The sequence below is a fragment of the Rhodoferax sp. MLSD5-FHT05B10 genome, assembly GCF_058793415.1.
In genome coordinates this window covers 1-836 of the sequence record NZ_JBXAFT010000020.1, presented here as the reverse complement: position 1 = coordinate 836, position 836 = coordinate 1, and the positions used below count along the sequence as shown (strand labels likewise).

Annotated in this window: 1 protein-coding gene; it reads right to left on the bottom strand. The window is 60.9% G+C overall.

Going from position 1 to position 836, the window contains the following annotated elements:
* A partial coding sequence (locus tag AC1Q5W_RS16645; protein ID WP_492704280.1) for an elongation factor Tu occupies positions 1-836 on the bottom strand: 836 nt, incomplete at both ends.

The window sequence follows — 836 nt, the reverse complement described above, 5'->3', positions numbered from 1 at the left end:
GCAATGATCTTGGCAACCACGCCGGCGCCCACGGTACGGCCACCTTCGCGGATCGCGAAGCGCAGACCTTCTTCCATGGCGATGGGGTTGATCAGCTTGACGGTGATCGACACGTTGTCGCCAGGCATGACCATTTCCTTGCCTTCGGGCAACTCGATCGCACCGGTCACGTCCGTGGTACGGAAGTAGAACTGGGGACGGTAGTTGTTGAAGAACGGGGTGTGACGGCCGCCTTCGTCCTTGGACAAAACGTAGATCTCACCGGTGAAGTGGGTGTGGGGCTTGATGGAGCCGGGCTTGCACAGCACTTGGCCGCGCTGCACGTCTTCGCGCTTGGTGCCGCGCAGCAGGATACCGACGTTGTCGCCAGCTTGACCCTGGTCCAGCAGCTTGCGGAACATTTCCACGCCAGTGCAGGTGGTCTTCTGGGTGTCAGCGATACCGACGATTTCGATTTCTTCGCCGACCTTGATGACGCCGCGCTCAACGCGACCGGTCACCACGGTACCACGACCGGAGATGGAGAACACGTCTTCCACGGGCATCAGGAAGGCACCGTCCACTGCGCGCTCGGGCAGGGGGATGTAGGTGTCCAGTGCATCGGCCAGCTTCATGATGGCTTGTTCGCCCAGGGGGCCCTTGTCGCCTTCCATGGCCAGCTTGGCGCTGCCGTGAATGATGGGGGTTGCGTCGCCGGGGAAATCGTATTTGTCCAGGAGTTCGCGCACTTCCATTTCAACGAGTTCGAGCAGTTCGGCGTCGTCGACCATGTCGCACTTGTTCAGGAACACGATGATGTAGGGAACACCCACCTGGCGGGCCAGCAGGATGTGCTC